We start from the raw sequence: 18,118 nt of genomic DNA, 5'->3' as shown, positions 1-18,118 counted from the left end.
ATTTCCATGGCCAAGGGATACTGGATTGCCCGCGTCGATGTTCGCAATCCCGAGCGCTACAAGGACTACGTCACTGCGGCCAAGCCGGCCTTCGAGAAATATGGCGCTGTGTTCCTCGCCCGTGGAGGTCGCTATGAGCGGCTCGAGGGCCAAGTGCGCGCGCGCAATGTGGTGATCGAGTTTCCGTCGCTCGAAGCGGCGCATGATTGCTACCATTCGCCGGAATACCAGATCGCCGCGGCGATACGGCAGGAAGTCGCAGACGCCGAAATGGTGATCGTGGAAGGTATTTGACCGCTTCATTTCCGTGGTCGATTGCGCTACAGCATGCTTTCAACAGCCTGCCAATACCGCGATCCAGGAGACCCCGATGACGCTGTCGAACATGCCCAAGCTCGTGACCGTGTTCGGAGGGTCCGGCTTTCTCGGCCGGCATATCGTCCGGGTTCTCGCCAAGCGCGGTTATCGCATCCGGGTCGCGGTCCGTCGGCCTGACCTCGCCTTCCATCTCCAGCCGCTCGGCAATGTCGGCCAGATCGCTTTCGTCCAGGCCAATCTGCGCTATCGCAGTTCCGTCGATGCCGCCGTTCGCGGCTCCGACCATGTGATCAATTGCGTCGGCATCCTGCATGAGACCGGCCGCAACACCTTCGATGCGGTTCAGGATTTTGGCGCCCGCGCCATCGCGGAAGCCTGTCGCAATGCCGGTGTAAAGCTCACCCATATCTCTGCGCTTGGTGCCGATATCGATTCGGCCTCGTCCTACGCACAGACCAAGGCAAAGGCCGAGAAGGCCATTCTCTCGCTGCTACCCGATGCGGTGATCTACCGTCCGTCTGTCATGTTCGGCCCGGAAGACGGCTTCTACAACAAGTTCGCCGAGATGGCGCGGATCGCACCGGCCCTGCCGCTGGTCGGCGGCGGCAACACCAGGTTCCAGCCCGTCTTCGTCGACGACGTTGCCGAAGCTGTGGCGCGTTCCGTGGATGGCACCGTCGAAGGCGGCAAGATCTATGAGCTCGGCGGCGCCGAGGCAAAGAGCTTCCGCGATATCCTCGGTGATATCCTGCGCATCACCTGTCGCGAGAAGTCGCTGGTGCCGATTCCCTTCTTCGTCGCCTCGATCCTCGGCACGATCAATTCGCTGATCCCCTTCGTCACGCCGATGATCACCGCTGATCAGGTGACGCTGCTGAAAGTCGACAATGTCGTCTCCGACGCAGCGAAAAGAGAAGGCCGGACGCTGGAAGGCCTGGGCATCAAGCCGACACTCGCCGAAGCGATCCTGCCGAGCTATCTCGTGCGCTATCGCCCCGAGGGCCAGTTCACCCAGTCGGGTACTGTCTGACGGGCCCGCTCAAGCCTCCGGTCCTAAAGTTGCACAAAAGACGCATGCAGAATCTCTATCCCTGTTAACGGCGTATTCAGCATGCGTGATTTATTGATTGTCCCGAGTTCACTGATTAGAAGCCGGTCAAGAACGATGCCTCGGTGATAGGCATCTGGCTCGGCTTTTGGTCACTCCAGGGGATAAATATGGGCAAATCGATCGCACTGTTTTTTGCGTCTGCGGCACTTGTCATTCTGGCCGGTTCCTTCGTTTCTCCGCGCAGCGTCGCGGCCAACCAGGCATCGTGCTCTTCGGCCTATGGCGTGAACCCTTGTGAGACGCCAGATAAGAACTGATTTTTCGCTGATGGCGAAATGAAAAGGGCCGCTCCCGGAGCGGCCCTTTGCTATTCCGGGGCCAGCCCGTCAGGGCATGTAATAGAGCCCGACCAGACCAAGCGCGCCGACGGCGATTCGCCACCATGCGAAGGGCGCATAGCCGCGGCGCGAGACGAAGGCGAGCAGCGAACGGACCACGAAGAGGCCCGAGACGAAGGCGGCGAGAAAGCCGACAACGATCGCCGTGGTGTCGTCGATGGTGAGATCGTTGCGTACCTTGTAGAGCTTGTAGACGAAGGCGCCGACCATGGTGGGCATGGCGAGGAAGAAGGAGAATTCGGCAGCGGACCGCTTGTCGGCCCCCATCAGCAGAGCGCCCACGATGGTTGCGCCGGAGCGAGAGGTGCCGGGAATCATCGCCACGCACTGGCAGATGCCGATCTTGAGCGCCAGCGGCAGCGGATAGGCCATGGCGTCGAAATAACGCGGCTTCAGCCGGAGCCTGTCGACGACAAGCAGGACGACGCCGCCGATGATCAGCACGTAGCACATGATGACCGGCCGCTCGAGCAGCGCGTTGATGTAGCTCTCCGCGAAGACGCCGACGACGACGGCCGGCAGGAAGGCGACAAGGATCGACATCACGAACCAGCGCGATCGTTCGCTCGAGTGCAATGTCAGAGCCACGTCGAGCAGCCGCTTGAAGTAGACGAGCAAGATCGCGAGGATCGCGCCAAGCTGCACAAGAATGGTAAAAGCATTGCTCGGCGACTCGAATTTCAGGAAGTGGCTCGCGAGCTGGACATGCGCAGTCGACGATACCGGGATGAATTCGGTCAGCCCTTCGATCAGGCCCAGGATGAGGGCGCTGAAAATGTTCGGCTCGCTCATGAAAACCTCGTGGGATTAAGAATGATGCAGGGTTTTAGAAGAGATAACTTGTGACGGGCTTTCGGCTGCCGGTCCTGCTTCGTCCGGCCAGCCCAATGCCGAAAAGGTCTATACAGGCTTGACAGTTCGTCTGGCCAGACGCCATTGAATCCAAATTGACGCACCACGGATCCACCATGCCCGTCCTCTACTACCATCCGATGTCCACCGCGTCGCGCTTCGTGCGGCTGATCTTTGCCGAATATGGCTTCCAGGCGGAGCTGGTCGAGGAGCAGCTCTGGGAGAAGCGCAAGGACTTCATCGCGCTCAACCCGGCGGGCACGCTTCCTGTTTATGTCGACGACAATATGCGCACGCTGTGCGGCGCGACCATCATCTCGGAATTCATGGACGAGACATCAGGCGTCCTGAAGCGCGACCGCCGGCTCCTGGCCGAAGATCCTTTCCAGCGCGCCGAAATTCGCCGGCTGACCGAATGGTTTCTCAACAAGACCGAGCAGGACGTCACCAAGCCGCTAACCCGCGAACGCGTCTTCAAGCTGCAGATGGCGCCGGAACAGGGTGGCGGCGCACCGGATTCGAAGATGTTGCGGATCGCACGCGGCAATATTCGCCAGCATATGCGCTACCTCGCCTGGCTCGCGGGCTCCCGGACATGGCTCGCCAGTGAGCGGTTGTCCTACGCCGACCTTGCAGGTGCTGCGGCCATCTCCGTCCTCGACTATCTCGGCGAGATCGATTGGAACGAATGGCCGCAGGTGAAGGAATGGTACCAGCGGATCAAGTCGCGCCCCAGCTTCCGCGCACTGCTCAACGACCGGGTGCGCGGCGTCACCCCGGTATCCCACTATGCCGACCTCGACTTCTAGGGATCCGGCAAAGCTCACTGCCTATATCAAGGACGTAGCCCGGCAGGCCGGTTTCGATGTCTGTCGAGTGACCGGAACCGAAACCGACGAGCGGCTCGGCGAGGATCTCGCGGCCTATGTCGCCGCGGGCCATCACGGCACGATGGCCTGGATGGAAGAGACGCGCGAGCGCCGCGCTGCGCCGACGACGCTCTGGGCTGAGGCCAAGTCCGTTATCATGCTCGGCATGAACTATGGTCCGGAGCACGATCCGCGGGTGCTCCTCGACAAGACCGATACAGGCAACATTTCGGTCTATGCCCGCAATCGCGACTATCACGACGTCATCAAGGGCAAGCTCAAGGAGATGGCGGGTAAGTTCGCCGCGCGCAGCGGCGCCGAGGTGAAAGTCTTTGTCGACACTGCGCCGGTCATGGAGAAGCCGCTCGCGGCCAAGGCTGGGCTGGGCTGGCAGGGCAAGCACACCAATCTCGTCAGCCGCGAATTCGGCTCCTGGCTGTTTCTCGGCTCGATCTTTACCGATGCCGAACTGGTGGCCGACGACGCCGAGGTCGATCATTGCGGTTCGTGCCGCGCCTGCCTCGACGCCTGCCCGACCAATGCCTTTCCCGCGCCCTACCAGATCGATGCGCGGCGCTGCATCTCCTATCTCACCATCGAGCACAAAGGATCGATCCCGGAAGAGTTTCGCGCGCTGATGGGCAATCGCATCTATGGCTGCGACGACTGTCTCGCCGCCTGTCCGTGGAACAAGTTCGCGAGCGCCGCGCGCGAGATGAAGCTCCAGCCGCGCACCGACCTCACGGAGCCGCCGCTGGCGGACTTTCTCGCGCTCGATGACACCGCCTTCCGCGCCTTTTTCTCCGGGTCGCCCGTCAAGCGCATCGGCCGCGATCGTTTCGTCCGCAACTGTCTGATTGCCGCGGGCAATTCCGGCGATGCGAATCTGGCCGACCAGTGTCGCCGATTGCTTGCCGACCCATCGGCCGATGTCAGGGCAATGGCGGTGTGGGCATTGTCGCGTCTCGGACGGCTTGAAAATGCGCGCCAGATACTGTCCGAAGAGACGGATGATTCCGTCCTTAGGGAATTCGATCGAGCGGAGACCATGCGATGAAGCTTCTGATCCTCGGCGCCGGCTTTTCGGGCAAGGCAATTGCACGCGTTTGCGCTCCGACTTTCGAAACAGTCTACGGCACGACGCGCTCGGAAAAGAATTTTGCCGGGATCGAGAAGACGGGCGCCACGCCGATCGCTTTCGATGGCGATACGATTTCGCCTGCGCTCGCCGAGGCGCTGAACGGGGCGACGCATATCCTGCAGTCAATCTCGCCGGATGAGGACGGCGATCGCTTCCTCAACCGCTTCAAGGATTTGCGCGCCCTGGCGCCAAACCTGAAATGGGCTGGTTATCTCTCGACGATCGGCGTCTATGGCAATCGCGACGGCAACTGGGTCGATGAGAGTGCGAGTCTCGAGCCGGTATCCGACCGGTCCCGCGAGCGCGTGATCGCCGAGCAGCAGTGGCTGGATGCGGGTGCGGCGCTCGGCATCCCGGTCGCCGTGTTCCGGCTGTCCGGCATCTATGGTCCCGGCCGCAACGCCTTCGTCAATCTCGACAATGGCACGGCCCGGCGGCTGATCAAGGAAGGCCAGATCTTCAATCGCATCCGGGTCGAGGATATCGGCCGCTTCACCGCCTTCCTGATCGAGGCGGGCAAGGGTGGCGTCTATAATGTGACCGATGCCGAGCCGGCGCCGGCACAGGATGTGGTGGAATATGCCGCGCGGCTGATGGGCGTGCCGGTGCCGCCTGATATCCCCTTCGAGACGGCCGAACTGAGCCCCATGGCACGATCCTTTTATGGTGAGAGCAAGCGCGTCTCCAATGCCCGGTCGCGTGAAATCGGTTTCGAATATCTCTATCCGGACTACCGGATTTCCCTGCAGCAACTGTGGAACGATCAGGCCTGGCGAGCATTTTGATCTTGGGAATCGCTCGGCCCGCAGTTCGGCCAAGCGCGAAATTTGCGGATTCGATCGATTAACTGATGGTTAGCGGCACTTTTTCTCGCGTTTTTTGTGAATGTGACTCGAATACCACATACGCCCGATCCGTCTCTGCTTAATGCCTGTTTTCAGGGGATAAATAACCAGTAGTTGCGTTAGCAATTACGCATGTTTGATCTGAATCGTTCCGTAAATGTTTCAGACATTAATATTGCGTGATCAATTTAGGCACTTTTTTGCCATTTTTGACCTATGAATGCCCGTCTCACAGAATGAAACGGACGGAAAAGGTTCCACATTGGCAAAAAAAATCCGCATGGCAGTCGTCGCTGCCACTGTCGTTATGAGCTCGGCCATCGCAGCCGGCTCTGCATCTGCTAAAAATGGTTGCGGCGGCGCCTCCTGGTACGCCCTTCACTCCAAGACCGCATCCGGCGAGCGCATGAATCCGTCCCGGCTCACCGCCGCGCATCGCTCCCTTCGCTTCGGCACCAAACTCAGGGTCACCAACAGCCGCAACGGCAAGAGCGTGATTGTCCGCATCAATGATCGGGGTCCTTTCATTCGCGGCCGTGTCCTTGATCTCTCCAAGGCAGCCGCCAACCAGATCGGCATGATCCGCTCCGGCCACACCAAGGTCTGCTACGAGATCGTGAGCCGCTGAGGCTTACTCGCCTTCCAAACGCTTGCCCTTCACTGCAATCGCGGTTACGACCCGGAGATAATTTCGGAGAAGAACATGCGTTTGGGCGGCCGCCTGGCGGGGGCCATCGAAGTCCTCGCCGACATAGAGAACCGTCGTCGGCCCGTGGCCGACGCGCTCAAGGACTGGGGCCTTTCCCGCCGCTTCGCGGGATCGGGCGACCGGGCCGCGGTCGGCAATATCGTCTATGACGCTCTCCGCAAGAAGCTGTCGCATGCCTGGCTGATGGACGATGCAGGTCCCGCCGCTCTCGCCCATGCCGTGATATACAGACAGTGGCGGATCTCTCCCGAACAACTGGCTGCGGACCTCGACGGCGACAAATTCGCGCCCGAGCCGCTACCGGCCGCGCTACTTGGTGCTTTCCGCAGCCGCAATCTCGATGATGCGCCCGACCATGTGAAGGGTGACATCCCCGAATGGGTCGTGCCGCTGCTCCAGGAGAATTTCGGCGATCAGTGGCTGGTCGAGGCCCAGGCGCTCGCCGAGCGGCCTTCGCTCGATCTACGCACCAACACGCTGCGCACCAGCCGCGACAAGGTCGTGGACGCTCTGGAGGAAGACCATGCGGTGCCATCCCGCATTGCCCGACAGGGCGTGCGAATAGCGCCGGGGGAGGGGCCGTCGCGGCTGCCGAACGTTACGGCCGAGCTCTCTTTCGCCAAGGGTTGGTTCGAGGTGCAGGACGAAGGCTCGCAGATCGTCGCCGATCTGGTCATGGCCGGGGATAGCGAGCAGATCCTCGACTATTGCGCCGGTGGCGGCGGCAAGACGCTGGCGCTTTCCGCAACGATGCACAACAAGGGTCAGATCCACGCCTTCGATGCCGACCGCAAGCGGCTGGCGCCGATCATCGAGCGCCTTCGCCGTGCCGGAACGCGCAATGTGCAGGTTCATGAGCGGGAGAAGGACATCGCCCATCTCCTCGGCAAATGCGATCGGGTTCTGGTCGACGCGCCCTGCACCGGTACCGGCACCTGGCGCCGGCGGCCGGATACGAAGTGGCGGCTGACCCCGAAGAATCTCGGCGAGAGGATCGAGCAGCAGCGGCAGGTGCTGTCGTCTGCCGCGCGCTATGTCCGTCCTGGCGGCATGCTCTGTTACGTCACCTGCTCGGTGCTACCCCAGGAGAACCAGGACCAGGCGCGGCAGTTCGTCGCTGGCAATGACGAGTTCGAGCTCGTCTCCGCGCTCGATGGCTGGCAATCGCTTTTCGGCGCATCCGGTGTGCAGCCGGTCTCGAAGGATGGCGTGACGGTTACCTTATCACCGGCGTCGACCGACACGGACGGCTTCTTCTTTGCGATGCTGAAGCGGAAGGGCTAAAAGCCTTCACGGCGCCCTGAGCGGATATTGCTGTTGCGGCGGAATGCGGTGATGCAGCACGCCGATGGCGATCATCAGCACGCTGCCAGCCAGCACCACGGCGGTCAGAACCGGCAGGTCGAAATGCGAGGCAAAGGCGACGAGCGGGATGGCACCGGCCGGCGGATGCGTGACGCGGAGCATCGCCATAGCGGCGATCGAAATGCCGACAGCCGCAGCCGCTGCGGCCCACGAACCAGGAAACAGCCATAGCGCCGCCGACGAAACGATGGCAGCGATCAAATAGCCGCCGACGATGTTGGCCGGCTGCGCCAGCGGGCTCTTCGGCTGGCCGAACAGCAGCACCGCCGTGGCGCCAAAGGGTGCGATCAGCATCGGCAGGCTGGTCAGCACTGCCATCAAGCCGACAAGCGAAATTGCCAGAACCGCGCCAATTCCCGACTTGAGATGCGCAAGCGTGTGCCCCTTCGGCTCGTGCCTGTGAAGGTAATGGATCACGTGCCGATGGGTGAAATGATGGATGTGACGCTGCATGAATGTCCGCCATTGCCGATAATTTACTCATATCGCACATTTTTTGTTCTGCAAGATGCTCATTTTTCAATCTTGATGCCCGGCGTAGGACAAAATTGCGTGACGCCATACAGACGTATTAGTCGGCGGTGATGGAGGGGCGGGGAAGCAGCTTGGAATCCTTATAAACTATACAATTTGACACCAGTATTCATTTGCGCGATGACGCCTCAGCAATTGAAAAGCCGAGGGAGACATTATGCCGAGAACCATGATCAACGCCGCAGCGATCATGCTGGCCGGCGGCATTTCGCTGGTCGCAAGCATGGCCCATGCCGCAACCGACCCCGCTGCAGTCGTCAAGCACTATGCCGAACTGGGCCACGCGAAATACGAAGACGCACTGACCACGGCCAAGGCGCTTGATGCGGCGATCGATGCCTTCCTGGCGGCGCCCTCCGTGGCGACCCAGAAGGCTGCCAAGGACGCCTGGATCAAGGCGCGCGTTCCCTACCAGCAGACCGAAGCCTACCGTTTCGGCAACTCGATCGTCGATGATTGGGAAGGCAAGGTGAATGCCTGGCCGCTCGACGAGGGCCTGATCGACTATGTCGACAAGGCTTATGGCACCGAGAGCGACGAAAATGAGCAATATGTGCTCAACGTCATCGCCAATCCAAAATTCGCCATCGGCGGCAAGGAGGTCGATGCGAGCAAGATCACGCCGGAACTGCTCGAAAGCACGCTGCAGGAAGCGGGCGAGACCGAGTCCAACGTCGCGACCGGCTATCATGCCATCGAATTCCTGCTCTGGGGTCAGGACTTGAACGGTACCGGCCCGGGCGCCGGCAAGCGGTCCTACACCGATTACGATCTCAAGAATTGCACCAATGGCAATTGCGACCGCCGCGCCGCCTATCTCAAGGCCGCCTCGTCGCTGCTGGTGACCGACCTTGAATACATGGTCAAGCAATGGGCGCCGGAGGGCGATGCCGCCAAGGCCGTGACCGCCGATCCTGCCAAGGGCCTCTCGGCCATGCTGACCGGCATGGGCTCGCTTTCCTATGGCGAACTGGCCGGCGAGCGCATGAAGCTCGGCCTGCTGCTGCACGACCCGGAAGAGGAGCACGATTGCTTCTCCGACAACACCTTCAACTCGCATCTCAACGACGCGATCGGCATCCAGGGCGTCTATACTGGCAAATACACCCGCGTCGACGGGACCAAGATGGAAGGTCCGTCGCTCCAAGCGTTGGTGGCGGAGAAGGATGCGGCTGTCGACAAGGAACTGACGGGCAAGCTCGACACGACCATCGCGGCGATGAACGTAATGGCCAAGCGCGGCGAGACGGTCGAGGCCTACGATCAGATGATCGGCGACGGCAATGCCGAGGGCAATGCGGTGGTGCAGGCTGCCATCGACGGCCTCGTCGGCCAGACCAAATCGATCGAGCGTGCCATTGCTGCACTCAACCTCGGCAAGATTGAGCTTGAAGGTTCCGACAGCCTCGACAATCCTAGCGCCGTAGGAAAATAACAACAGGCGGAGGGGTCGGTTTCAGCCGGCCCGCCGGACGGCGATGAAACGACACTGGATAGCCTTGCCGCTGCTTGCTTTGCTGTCGGCGGGCACTCTCGCCGCCTGGGCGGTCACCCCTCAGGCGGCGAAGACACCGGCCGAGATAGCGGCCCTTGTCGAGCCGACGGCGGATTTCTCGAAGGCCGAACCGTCAGAGGCGCTTCAGGCCGGGGCGACGACCTCGATCGAGGAGCCGGATCGGCTCGCCTTCTCGCACTTTTCCACCAACCTGCCGCATGAGCGGCATATGGATTTCCGGCTCGGCAACGCGCTTTTCCGCAAGCTCTGGGTAGCCGCGCCGTCCTCGACGCGGGCGTCGGACGGGCTTGGGCCGTTCTACAATGCGCGCTCCTGCGAGCAGTGCCACAAGGACGATGGCCGCGGCATGCCGCCCGACGGCAAGGATAGGGGCACGCTGTTTCTGAGGCTCGCCCGTGCTGCCGATACCGATGCCGAAAAGGCGGCGGTTGCTGACGGCTTTGTCCGGAACTTCCCCGATCCGGTCTATGGCAGCCAGTTGCAGGACAGGGCCATTCCCGGCCTGCTCGCCGAGGCGCAGGTGAACATCTCCTATTCGGCGCTTCCCTTCACTTTTCCCGACGGGTTGATCGTCACGCTCCGCAAGCCGACCTATGACGTCGCGGACCTGCGCTATGGTGCGCTCGACAGACGCACGACGTTCTCGCCACGCGTCGCGCCGCAGATGATCGGCCTTGGCCTGATCGAGGCGATACCGGAAGACCAGATCCGCGCATTGGCCGATCCTGACGATGCCGACAAGGACGGCATATCGGGCAGGCTGCAGATCGTCAGAGACATGGCGGGGAAGAGCCGTCTCGGCCTTTTCGGCTGGAAGGCGGAGAATGCAGATATCCGCGACCAAACGGCGCATGCCTTTGCCGGCGATCTCGGCATTTCGACGCCTCTCGTCGACAAGCCGCATGGGGATTGCACCGCGGCGCAAGCGGACTGTCTCAAGCTCGCGACCGGCGAGCAGACGACGCTCGGCAGAACCGAGGCGCCCGATCCGATCCTCGAACTGGTGACGCATTATTCCCGGCATCTTGCCGTGCCGGCCCGGCGCAAGTCGGGTTTTCCCGATGTGCTCGCCGGCAAGAAGCTGTTTTACGAAGCCGGCTGCATCTCCTGTCACAGGCCGAAATTCGTCACCGCCAACGACGCCGCGAATGAATTCCGCGCCCAGCTGATCTGGCCCTATTCCGACTTCCTGCTGCATGACATGGGCGCTGGCCTCGCCGACGGCCAGTTGGTGGGGGCTGCGACAGGAAGGGAGTGGCGAACGCCACCGCTCTGGGGTATTGGGCTGACCAGCACCGTGACGAAAAAGGCGTTCTACCTGCACGACGGCCGGGCCCGGACGCTGGAGGAAGCCATCCTCTGGCATGGTGGCGAGGCCGAAAAGGCCCGGGACAATTACGCGACCATGACGCGGGCCGATCGCGAAAACCTGATCAAGTTCCTGGAGTCGCTCTGATGCGATTGATACTCGGCCTCACGATTCTCGCTTCGTTGCTGGTCGGCGGACCCGCCGCTGCCTTCGACAAGGCCCAGGCATCTGATGTCATGGCCAATGCCGTCGACGGCTATATCCGGCCCGCTTATGCCGATTTCCATGCCAAGGCTTCGGCACTGGCGAAGACGACCGGGACCTTCTGTGCCGCGAGGTCGGATGACGGTCTAAAGGCGGTGCAGGCGCGCTTCGCCGATACGGTCGAGAGCTGGGGCAAGATCGAGTTCCTGCGGCTCGGACCCGTGATGGAGCAGAACCGCCTTGAGCGCATCCTCTTCTACCCCGACCGCAAGTCGACCGGCCTCAGGCAAGTCCAGGCGCTGCTCGCCAAACCCGACGAGCATGTGACGGATGCCCCGGCGCTCAAGACCCGCAGCGTCGCCATCCAGGGCCTCGGCGCCTTCGAATTTCTGTTCTTCGGCGCCTATCCGGAAGCGATCGTCAGCGAGAAGAACGGCTTCCGCTGCCGCTACGGCCTGGCAGTCGCGAAGAATGTCGAGAGCATCGCTGCCGAACTACAATCCGCCTGGGATGCGCCTGACGGCGTTTCGCGCGACTGGAAGGTTCCGGGCGTCGACAATCCGGTCTATCGCGACGACAAGGAAGCCGTCGCCGCGCTGATCGGCATCGCCGTCCACGGGCTCGAAATGGTGCGCGACCAGCGCATCGCCCATTTCTATAAGGGCAAGGGCCTGAAGGTCTCGCCGAAGCTCGCGGTCTACTGGCGCTCGGGCCTGACGATGAAGGCGCTCAACGCCAATGTCGATGGTCTCGCGAAATTCTGGGTGGTGACGGACATTACCTCGCTGCTCGATCCCGACGTTCATTCGCTCGCGGAATCGGCGAGCTTCGACCTCGAGAATGCGTCGTCGGCACTCGGCAAGCTCGACCAGCCGACGGCGGAGCGTCTGGCGGACTCCAAATATCTCGGCAAGCTCGACTTCATCACCTTCAATCTCAAGGACGCGATGACCCGAATCGACAGCGATGTCGGTGGCGCCATCGGCCTCGGCGCCGGCTTCTCCTTCGCGGATGGCGACTGAGATGATCACGGCTCCGATCGACCGGCGCAGTTTCCTCAAGGCAGCGGGTCTCGGATTTGCCGCAGCCCTCGCCCCGCGCGGAGCCGAGGCTCTGGCGAGGAGCGATGCCATCTTCGCCGCAGCCTACATGACTGAGGCAGAGACCTATGGCGTGGCGCTGCTGGCGGAGAATGGCGCCGAGATCAGCCGCATGTCGCTGCCCGATCGCGGCCATGACGTTACCCACGACCCGAACTCGACCCATGCCGCGGCCTTCGCCCGCCGGCCGGGCACCTTTGCGCTGGTCTTCGACCGGGTGACGGGCAAGCCCGTGAAGCTGGTCGAGTCCGCCGAGGACCGGCACTTCTTCGGCCACGGCGTTTTCTCGCCCGATGGCAGGCTGCTCTATATCGCCGAGAACGACTTCGACAACTATGCCGGCATGATCGGCCTCTACGATGTGCGATTTGGCTATGCGAAGGTCGGCGAGTTCCCGGCGCATGGCATGGACACACATGATCTTCAGCTGATGGAAGGCGGCCGCTATCTCGCCATCGCCAATGGCGGCATCAAACAGCATCCCGATTCCGGTCGCGCCAAGCTCAATATCGACCACATGGAACCGTCGCTGGTCATCGTCGACCTCAAGGATGGGCGCATGGTCGAGAAGCACGCCATGCCCGACGATATCAGGCAGCTCTCGACCCGCCACATGGATATCGACGCGCATGGCCGTGTCTGGTTCGGCTGCCAGTTCGAGGGCGCCCGCAACCGCCATCCGCAGCTGCTCGGCAGTTTTCGACGCGGCGAGGAAGTCAGGTTCCTGGAGATGCCCGAACCGCTGCTGGTCGGTTTCGACAATTATGTCGGCTCGGTCGCCGTCAACCGCGCCACGGGGCTGGTGGCGATCTCCTCGCCCAAGGGCGGCCAATGGGCGGCTTTCGATGTCGAGACAGGCAAGCTTGCCTATGAGGAAAAGATCGCTGGTGTCTGCGGGCTGGCCGTCGAGCAGCCGGGCTTCCTTCGCTCGACGGAGCATGGTGAGTTCGGCGCGGCCAAGTCGGAGATCGCCTGGGATAACCATATTACACGGCTCGGGTGAAACGCTGCCCAGCGGTTGACTCTGGCGGTGGCGGCATGGGATTGCTCCTGTCGACAAACGACGAAGCGGATTGAGACGCGGCGGTCGCAGCGGTCTCCCGCTTCTCCCCTTGGGGAGAAGTGCCGAGCGCAAGCGAGGCGATGAGGGGTTCCCAGCGGCGATCCCGGCGCTTCGCGCAACCCCTCATCCGGCCCTGCGGGCCACCTTCTCCCCAAGGGGAGAAGCGGAGGTCGGCGCGTGCAGCTCTGTCTTGCCCCGTTTCATACATTCGAGGAGAACCCAATGACCATCTACGACCAGCTTCGCCAGCCGCCATTCAACCTCGACGATGCCGCGATGTCATGGGTGCGCGAGACCTATGCCTCGCTCGACCTCGACGACAAGGTCGGCCAGCTTTTCACGCTGATCATGATGGGGACCAACGAGGCAGAATTCGACCGGATCGCCTCTCTCCGGCCTGGCGGCGTCACGCGCTTCTTCACGCCGGATCTGGAATTCGAGCGGCGCACGATCGCCAACCTCGTCGCCAAGAGCAAGGTCGCGCCGGTCATCAGTGCCGACCTCGAAGGTAGCCGTCATTCCTTCGCCTTCGGTACGCCGGTGCTCGGCCAGCTCGGCCTCGCCGCCGTCGACGATGTCGAGGCGACGGAGAAGTCGTCCGAGATCCTAGCGCGCGAGGGACGGGCCATGGGCGTGCGCTGGTCCTTCACGCCCGTCATCGACATCAACGCGGCTTTCCGTTCGCCGATCGTCGGGACGCGCTCCTATGGTTCCGATGTCGACAGGATCGAACGCCATGCGGTCGCCCATGTCCGCGGCCTGCAGCAGAACGGCATTGCCGCCACGGCCAAGCATTGGCCCGGCGAAGGCTATGATGACCGCGACCAGCATCTGGTGACCACCACCAATCCGCTCTCGATGGACGAATGGATGGCGACCTTCGGCCGGCTCTACAAGAAGCTGATATCGGAAGGCGTCGTGTCGGTCATGAGCGCACATATCGCGCTGCCGGCCTATGTCCGATCCAAGATGCCGGATGCCGGGCTCGAAGCGTTCCGGCCGGCGTCGGTGTCCAAGCTCTTGAACATCGACCTGTTGCGCGGCGAGCTCGGCTTCAACGGCATCATCGTCTCGGACGCCACGCCGATGGGCGGGCTGTCGGCCTGGGGTCACCATATCGACACCATGCCTGATATCATCGCCAATGGCTGCGACATGATCCTGTTCAGCGATGCGCCGGAGGATGACATGGCGGCGGTCAAGGCCGCCATCGAGGCAGGACGGATCAGCGAGGAGCGGCTCGAGGAATCGGTGCTGCGAATCCTGGCGCTCAAGGCCTATCTCAAGCTCTTCCAGCCATCGGACGTGCTGTCCGATGCCGAGGAGGCGCGCCGCGTGCTGGCCCATCCCGACAGCGTCGCGACATCGAAGGACTACATCGCCCGTTCGCCGACGCTGGTGAAGGATGTCGACGGCATCTTCCCGCTCGATCCGGCCCAGACGAAACGCATCCTCTTCGTCGATGGCGGCATCAATCATCCGTTGATCCCGCGGCCGCTGCAATTCGTGCTGCCTGAACTCCTGCGGAAGGAAGGCTTCGAGGTCACGGTCGACCGGCCGGACATCGTCCCCAACCCCGATGATTTCGATCTGGTGCTCTATGCGCTGGGCGACGAGTCGCTGCTTGTCCGCGGTCGGTGCTTCGTCGACTGGCACAAGATGGGCGGTGGTGGGCTGTTCAAGGCGATGTACCGGCCGTGGACGAACCTTCCGGCGGTGATGGTCTCCTTCGGACACCCCTATCATCTCTACGACGCGCCGCGTGTGCCGGCCTACATCAACGCCTATTCAACCATGGACAGCGTGCAGGCGGCGGTGGTGGACTGCATGCTGGGCCGCAAGCCCTTCGCTGGTACGAACCCCGTGGATCCATTCTGCGGGCTCGAAGACGCGCGCTACTGATCGGCCGGCTGGCCGATGCGTTCGACCGCGTCCAGCATGGATTGGGCGTGGAGCAGCGCCGTGCCGGTCGCGTTCAGCATCTGTGGCAGGATCATCCATTCGAGCGTCCAGGCGGCGCCGGAGCGCTCCTGCTCGTGGACTAGCGCCTGATGCAGGCCCGAGACCTGCACGGCATTGTAGCGGGCAAGCGTGACTAGGACCTCGGCCAGCACAGGATTCTGCTTGTGGGCCATGGCCGACGAGCCGCCGGCGCCCGAGAGCGCGACCTCGCCGATCTCGTTCTGCGCCATCAGCGCCACGTCCTGGCCGATCTTGCCGAGTGCGCCGGTGACTTGTGAGAGCCAGCTGCCGAGCGCGGCGATGCGGTCGCGCGCGGCATGGGGTACGTAATCCGGAACGGTCAGTTGCAACTGCCCGGCCATGAGCGCGCGAACAGTGTCGACCCTGTCCCCGAACTTGTCCGAGGTCCCGGCCGGCCCGGCAAGCGAGAGGACCCCGTTGGCGGCGCGCGCCGGTGCAAGGGACACATGCGCGCGTTCGACGAGGCCGCGCCAGACGGCGAGCCGGTCGCCCGCGGTGATCGACATTGCCGCCTGCATCCGCGTACGGCCCATTAGGCGATTGGCGCCGAACCGGGCTTCGAGTTCCCGCAAAGTGCCGGCCAGCATCGTGAGCCTGGCGTCGAAGAGGCCGAGAACCGCGCCCAGGCGTATGGCCAGCGCAGTGTCGATAATGTCCTGGCTGGTCGCGCCGAAATGGACGTGCTGGCCATGCGGCTCGCCGACATGGGCGCGAAGCTGCTTGACCAGCCCGGCGACAACGATGCCATCACGCAGCGTATCCTTCGCGAGCTGGTCGATATCCGGCCGGAAATCGGCAGCGGCAAGTTCGATGACCTGGGCGGAGTCGGCAGGAATGAGGCCGCATTCGCCGCAGGCGCGCGCCAGTGCGACTTCGACCTGCAGCATTGCCTTGAGATCGGCCCCGGCGCCCAGAAAGGCGTCGAGATCGGGATCAGCAATCAGACGATCGAGAAAACCGGCCATGGGCTCCGCCGCAAAGATAGTGCGACTATCACACGCGCTCGAGGGCGACGGCAATACCCTGGCCGACGCCGATGCACATGGTGGCCACCGCATAGCGCCCGCCGGTCTCGCGAAGCTCCAGCGCCGCCGTGCCGGCAATGCGCGCACCGGACATGCCGAGCGGATGGCCGAGCGCGATGGCGCCGCCATTGCGGTTCACTCTGCTATCGTCGTCGGCAATGCCGAGGAGGCGCAGCGTGGCAAGACCCTGGCTGGCAAAGGCTTCGTTGAGTTCGATGACGTCGAGTTGTTCCTGCTTGAGGCCCAGGCGGTCGAGCAGCTTCTGCGTCGCCGGCGCCGGGCCGATGCCCATGATGCGTGGCGGAACACCAGCGGTGGCGCCGCCGAGGATACGGGCGATCGGCGTCAGGCCATGCTTCTTCGCTGCCGCTTCCGAGGCGATGATCAGGGCGGCTGCGCCGTCATTGACGCCCGAGGCATTGCCGGCTGTGACGGTCGCGCCTTCGATTCTGTTGATCACATTGAGCTTGGCAAGCGCCTCGATGCTGGTGGCGCGGGGATGCTCGTCCTTGTCGACCACGATTGGGTCGCCCTTGCGCTGGGGTATAGTAACCGCCGTGATTTCCTTGGCGAGCCGCCCATTGGCCTGTGCCGCCGCGGCCTTGGCCTGCGAGCGGACGGCAAAGGCGTCCTGGTCCTCGCGGGCAACATGATAGTCGATCGCGACATTGTCGCCGGTCTCCGGCATCGAGTCGACGCCATACTGCTTCTTCATGAGCGGGTTGATGAAGCGCCAGCCGATGGTCGTGTCATGGATCTCGGCATGGCGCGAGAAGGCGGTGTCGGCCTTCGGCATGACGAAGGGCGCGCGACTCATGCTCTCGACGCCACCGGCAATAAGCAGTTCCGCTTCGCCGGCCTTGATTGCACGCGCCGCAGTGATGACGGCATCCATGCCCGAGCCACAGAGCCGGTTCATCGTCGTGCCGGGCACGCCGACCGGCAGGCCGGCCAGGAGCGCCGACATGCGGGCGACATTGCGGTTGTCCTCGCCGGCCTGGTTGGCGCAGCCGAAGATCACTTCGTCCACGGCCTCGAAATCCACGGAGCTGTTGGCCGCCATCAGCGCCTTGAGCGGGATGGCGCCGAGATCATCCGTGCGGACGGTGGCCAGCGAGCCGCCGAAGCGACCGATCGGGGTGCGCAGATAGGCGCAGATGAAGGCGTCAGCCATGGGAGTAATTCCTTTGATGCAGATGCGTACGCACTGCCTACATATCGAAGAAGATCGTTTCCTTCTCGCCCTGGAGATGGATGTCGAAGGTCACCGTATCGCCGTCGCGCTTGCCGATGAGGGTGGGGATGCGAATGCGGTGCTCGATGCGCGATAGCATGGGATCCTCGGCATTGGCAGCGTCCTCGTCGGAAAAATACATCCGCGTCTGCAGGCCGATATTGATGCCGCGGGCGACGATCCAGAACAGCACATGCGGCGCCATCGGCCGCGGATCGTTCTCGCGGAAGGGTACGCGCCCGGGCTTGACCGTATGGAAGACGAATTCGCCCGTCACCATGTCGCAGGGGCAGCGTCCCCAGCCGGCGAAATTGAGATCGGCTTCACCGCGCGTCTCGGCGGGGCTGTTGTAGAGGCCGTCGGTATCGGCTTGCCAGATCTCGACCATGGCGTCGCGCAGCGGCGTGCCGGTGCCGTCGATCACCCGGCCGCGGATGGTGATGCGCTCGCCGCGCGTTTTGTCGTTGACCAGCGGACCCGAGCCGAGATCCTTCTCGAACACGCCTGTTATCTCGGCGAAATTCGGCGTGCAGCCGATATGCACATAGGGGCCGGCGGTCTGGGACGGTGTTTCCTTGAGATAGGGAAGCGATTGTGCCATC

General features: G+C 62.8%; 18 protein-coding genes. 13 read left to right on the top strand and 5 right to left on the bottom strand.

Going from position 1 to position 18,118, the window contains the following annotated elements; translation table 11 throughout:
- Nucleotides 1–6 precede the first annotated feature (6 nt).
- The 3 genes from AC2YI2_RS03480 to AC2YI2_RS03470 all read left to right on the top strand — a co-directional run bounded on the left by AC2YI2_RS03480 (nucleotide 7) and on the right by AC2YI2_RS03470 (nucleotide 1,686).
- Nucleotides 7–294, top strand: coding sequence for a DUF1330 domain-containing protein (locus tag AC2YI2_RS03480; RefSeq protein WP_487385021.1), 288 nt, complete (start codon nucleotides 7–9; stop codon nucleotides 292–294).
- Between the two features lie 76 nt (nucleotides 295–370).
- Nucleotides 371–1,348, top strand: coding sequence for a complex I NDUFA9 subunit family protein (locus AC2YI2_RS03475; RefSeq protein WP_487385020.1), 978 nt, complete (start codon nucleotides 371–373; stop codon nucleotides 1,346–1,348).
- Nucleotides 1,349–1,536: 188 nt separating this feature from the next.
- Complete coding sequence (locus AC2YI2_RS03470; RefSeq protein ID WP_487385019.1) at nucleotides 1,537–1,686, top strand: hypothetical protein; 150 nt, start codon at nucleotides 1,537–1,539, stop codon at nucleotides 1,684–1,686.
- 69 nt (nucleotides 1,687–1,755) lie between these two features.
- On the opposite strand, the gene AC2YI2_RS03465 is transcribed toward AC2YI2_RS03470, so the two are convergent.
- Nucleotides 1,756–2,559: an undecaprenyl-diphosphate phosphatase gene (locus AC2YI2_RS03465; RefSeq protein WP_487385018.1), complete on the bottom strand. Its 804-nt coding sequence runs from the start codon at nucleotides 2,557–2,559 to the stop codon at nucleotides 1,756–1,758.
- A 176-nt stretch (nucleotides 2,560–2,735) separates the two neighbouring features.
- Here AC2YI2_RS03465 and AC2YI2_RS03460 point away from each other — a divergent pair, with 176 nt between their 5' ends.
- The 5 genes from AC2YI2_RS03460 to AC2YI2_RS03440 all read left to right on the top strand — a co-directional run bounded on the left by AC2YI2_RS03460 (nucleotide 2,736) and on the right by AC2YI2_RS03440 (nucleotide 7,467).
- Nucleotides 2,736–3,428, top strand: coding sequence for a glutathione S-transferase family protein (locus AC2YI2_RS03460; protein ID WP_487385017.1), 693 nt, complete (start codon nucleotides 2,736–2,738; stop codon nucleotides 3,426–3,428).
- Entirely contained in the window at nucleotides 3,409–4,545 is a 1,137-nt protein-coding gene (gene queG, locus AC2YI2_RS03455; protein WP_487385016.1) for a tRNA epoxyqueuosine(34) reductase QueG, read from the top strand. Before AC2YI2_RS03460 ends, queG begins: the two co-directional genes overlap by 20 nt.
- Entirely contained in the window at nucleotides 4,542–5,414 is an 873-nt protein-coding gene (locus tag AC2YI2_RS03450) for an SDR family oxidoreductase (protein ID WP_487385015.1), read from the top strand. Before queG ends, AC2YI2_RS03450 begins: the two co-directional genes overlap by 4 nt.
- A gap of 340 nt (nucleotides 5,415–5,754) precedes the next feature.
- Nucleotides 5,755–6,102 carry a septal ring lytic transglycosylase RlpA family protein gene (locus AC2YI2_RS03445; protein ID WP_487385014.1) on the top strand — a complete coding sequence of 116 codons (348 nt, stop codon included), beginning with the start codon at nucleotides 5,755–5,757 and terminating at the stop codon, nucleotides 6,100–6,102.
- 75 nt (nucleotides 6,103–6,177) lie between these two features.
- Complete coding sequence (locus AC2YI2_RS03440) at nucleotides 6,178–7,467, top strand: RsmB/NOP family class I SAM-dependent RNA methyltransferase (RefSeq protein WP_487385013.1); 1,290 nt, start codon at nucleotides 6,178–6,180, stop codon at nucleotides 7,465–7,467.
- Nucleotides 7,468–7,473: 6 nt separating this feature from the next.
- On the opposite strand, the gene AC2YI2_RS03435 is transcribed toward AC2YI2_RS03440, so the two are convergent.
- Nucleotides 7,474–8,001, bottom strand: a complete 528-nt coding sequence (locus AC2YI2_RS03435; protein ID WP_487385012.1) for an HPP family protein — start codon at nucleotides 7,999–8,001, stop codon at nucleotides 7,474–7,476.
- A gap of 250 nt (nucleotides 8,002–8,251) precedes the next feature.
- Between AC2YI2_RS03435 and AC2YI2_RS03430 the strand changes: the two genes are divergently transcribed.
- From AC2YI2_RS03430 to AC2YI2_RS03410, 5 genes are all read left to right on the top strand, one after another.
- On the top strand, nucleotides 8,252–9,517 hold the full coding sequence (locus AC2YI2_RS03430) for an imelysin family protein (protein ID WP_487385286.1): 1,266 nt from the start codon (nucleotides 8,252–8,254) through the stop codon (nucleotides 9,515–9,517).
- 43 nt (nucleotides 9,518–9,560) lie between these two features.
- Nucleotides 9,561–11,054 (top strand): di-heme oxidoreductase family protein, encoded by a 1,494-nt coding sequence (locus AC2YI2_RS03425; protein WP_487385011.1) that lies wholly within the window; start codon nucleotides 9,561–9,563, stop codon nucleotides 11,052–11,054.
- Entirely contained in the window at nucleotides 11,054–12,133 is a 1,080-nt protein-coding gene (locus AC2YI2_RS03420; protein WP_487385010.1) for an imelysin family protein, read from the top strand. Before AC2YI2_RS03425 ends, AC2YI2_RS03420 begins: the two co-directional genes overlap by 1 nt.
- Before the next feature lies 1 nt (nucleotide 12,134).
- A complete protein-coding gene (locus tag AC2YI2_RS03415) occupies nucleotides 12,135–13,214 on the top strand; it encodes a DUF1513 domain-containing protein (RefSeq protein ID WP_487385009.1) in 1,080 nt (359 codons plus the stop codon).
- Nucleotides 13,215–13,496: 282 nt separating this feature from the next.
- The gene (locus AC2YI2_RS03410; RefSeq protein ID WP_487385008.1) at nucleotides 13,497–15,176 is read left to right on the top strand and encodes a glycoside hydrolase family 3 protein; all 1,680 of its coding nucleotides are present in this window, start codon (nucleotides 13,497–13,499) and stop codon (nucleotides 15,174–15,176) included.
- Here AC2YI2_RS03410 and AC2YI2_RS03405 read toward each other — a convergent pair.
- The 3 genes from AC2YI2_RS03405 to pcaG are packed head-to-tail and all read right to left on the bottom strand — an operon-like array spanning nucleotide 15,170 to nucleotide 18,117.
- A complete protein-coding gene (locus AC2YI2_RS03405; protein WP_487385007.1) occupies nucleotides 15,170–16,222 on the bottom strand; it encodes a 3-carboxy-cis,cis-muconate cycloisomerase in 1,053 nt (350 codons plus the stop codon). The two genes, AC2YI2_RS03410 and AC2YI2_RS03405, sit on opposite strands and share 7 nt — an antisense overlap.
- A 28-nt stretch (nucleotides 16,223–16,250) precedes the next feature.
- On the bottom strand, nucleotides 16,251–17,456 hold the full coding sequence (gene pcaF / locus AC2YI2_RS03400) for a 3-oxoadipyl-CoA thiolase (protein ID WP_487385006.1): 1,206 nt from the start codon (nucleotides 17,454–17,456) through the stop codon (nucleotides 16,251–16,253).
- A gap of 37 nt (nucleotides 17,457–17,493) precedes the next feature.
- On the bottom strand, nucleotides 17,494–18,117 hold the full coding sequence (gene pcaG, locus AC2YI2_RS03395) for a protocatechuate 3,4-dioxygenase subunit alpha (RefSeq protein ID WP_487385005.1): 624 nt from the start codon (nucleotides 18,115–18,117) through the stop codon (nucleotides 17,494–17,496).
- Nucleotide 18,118 lies beyond the last annotated feature (1 nt).

The organism is Rhizobium sp. SRI_017 (assembly GCF_057586295.1).
The sequence above is the reverse complement of the archived record's forward strand: the minus strand, read 5'-3'. Positions and strand labels throughout refer to the sequence as shown.